The organism is Luteibacter yeojuensis, from assembly GCF_000964085.1.
GTDB lineage: Bacteria > Pseudomonadota > Gammaproteobacteria > Xanthomonadales > Rhodanobacteraceae > Luteibacter > Luteibacter yeojuensis_A.
The window spans coordinates 1-1,949 of record NZ_JZRB01000057.1 but is presented as its reverse complement, the minus strand read 5'-3'; the positions used below and the strand labels follow the sequence as shown (position 1 = coordinate 1,949).

Annotated in this window: 1 protein-coding gene; it reads left to right on the top strand. The window is 64.8% G+C overall.

What is annotated here, in order from left to right:
- Positions 1-1,949 (top strand): efflux RND transporter permease subunit (locus tag VI08_RS18525; protein WP_045831123.1); only part of this gene is annotated, 1,949 nt, incomplete at both ends.

The following is a 1,949-nucleotide window of genomic DNA, read 5'->3' as shown; positions in this document are numbered from 1 at the left end:
GCTGGCCATCGGCATCGTGGTCGATGACGCCATCGTCGTCATCGAGAACGTCGAGCGCATCATGACGGAGGAGCACCTGCCGCCGAAGGAAGCCACGCGCAAGGCGATGGGCCAGATCACCGGCGCGGTCATCGCCATCACCGTGGTGCTTGCGGCGGTGTTCATCCCCTCCGCGCTGCAGCCCGGCGCGTCGGGCATCATCTACAAGCAGTTCGCGCTCACCATCGCGATTTCGATGGGTTTCTCGGCGTTCCTCGCGCTGTCGTTCACCCCGGCCCTGTGCGCCACGATCCTCAAGCACGAGCCGGACAAGAAGAAGAACATCGTCTACCGCAAGTTCAACGATGTGTTCGACTGGACGACGCACACCTACGCCGGCCACATCACCTCGGCGGTGCGCCACGCGCCGCGCTGGATGGTCGTGTTCGTGCTCATCGCGGCGCTTACCGGCTTCCTCTTCACCCGCCTGCCCACCAGCTTCGTCCCAGACGAAGACCAGGGCTACGCACTGGCCATCGTGCAGTTGCCCCCGGGCGCGAGCATCGCGCGCACCCAGGCGGTGCAGAAGGACATGCGCGACATCCTGCTCAAGGATGCCGCCGTGGACGGCGTGTTCCAGATCTCCGGCTTCAGCTTCCTGGGCCAGGGTGAAAACGTCGGCATGAACTTCATCCGCCTGAAGGACTGGTCCGACCGTGACGCCACGGTGGCCGACTTCCTTGGCGAGATGAACGGCAAGATGCAGCAGGTGCGCAATGCCACGATCTTCGTGGTGAACCTGCCCACCATCCGCGGCCTGTCGCAGTTCGGCGGTATCGACATGTACCTGCAGGCGCGCGCCGGCCAGAACCGCGAGGAACTGACCCAGGCCCGCAACCAGCTGCTTGGTGCCGCCGCCCAGGACAAGCGCCTGGTCGGCATCCGCCCGAACACCCTGGAAGATGCCCCCACCCTGCAGCTCGACGTCGACCGTACGCAGGCCCAGACCATGGGGCTCTCCGTCAGCGATATCTACACGGCCGTGCAGCTCACGCTGGCGCCCGTGTATATCAACGACTTCCAGTACGGCGGCCGCGTGAAGCGTGTCATGCTGCAGGCCGATGCGCCGTACCGCATGGGCCTCGACGCGTTCGACCACATCTTCACGCCGAGCACGCTCACGTCGAACACCACCTCGTCGTCGACGACATCCGGTGTCGCCAGCGCCTCCACCGCCCTCGACAGCCGGATGATCCCGCTGTCCAGCGTGGTGCACACGAAGTGGACGAACGTATCGCCTAGCCTCACGCGCTACAACGGCTACTCGGCCGTGGAAATCGTGGGTAACCAGGCGCCGGGCTACTCCACCGGCCAGGCGATGAACATCGTCGAAGGCATCGTGAACGACAAGCTGCCAAAGGGCTTTGGCTATGACTGGACCGGCCAGTCGTACCAGGAAATCCTGGCGGGTAACTCGGCCACCATGCTCATGGTGCTGTCCATCGTCATCGTGTTCCTGTGCCTCGCGGCGCTTTACGAGAGCTGGTCGATCCCCGTGGCGGTGCTGCTCGTGGTGCCGCTGGGCATGCTCGGCGTGGTGGTGTTCTCGCAGCTGCGCGGCCTGCCCAACGACATCTTCTTCAAGATCGGCCTCATCACCGTGATTGGCCTGGCTGCGAAGAACGCGATCCTGATCGTGGAATTCGCGGTGGAGCAGCAGGGCGAAGGCAAGACGCTTCGCGAGTCGGTGGTCGAAGCCTCGCGCCTGCGACTTCGCCCCATCCTGATGACGTCGCTGGCGTTCATCCTGGGCGTGCTGCCGCTGGCCATCTCGACGGGTGCGGGCGCCAACTCCCGCCACGCCATCGGTACGGGCGTCATCGGCGGCATGCTGTTCGCAACCATCCTCGGCTTGCTGTTGATCCCCGTGTTCTATGTCATCGTGCGCCGCATGCTGGGCGACAAGCTGG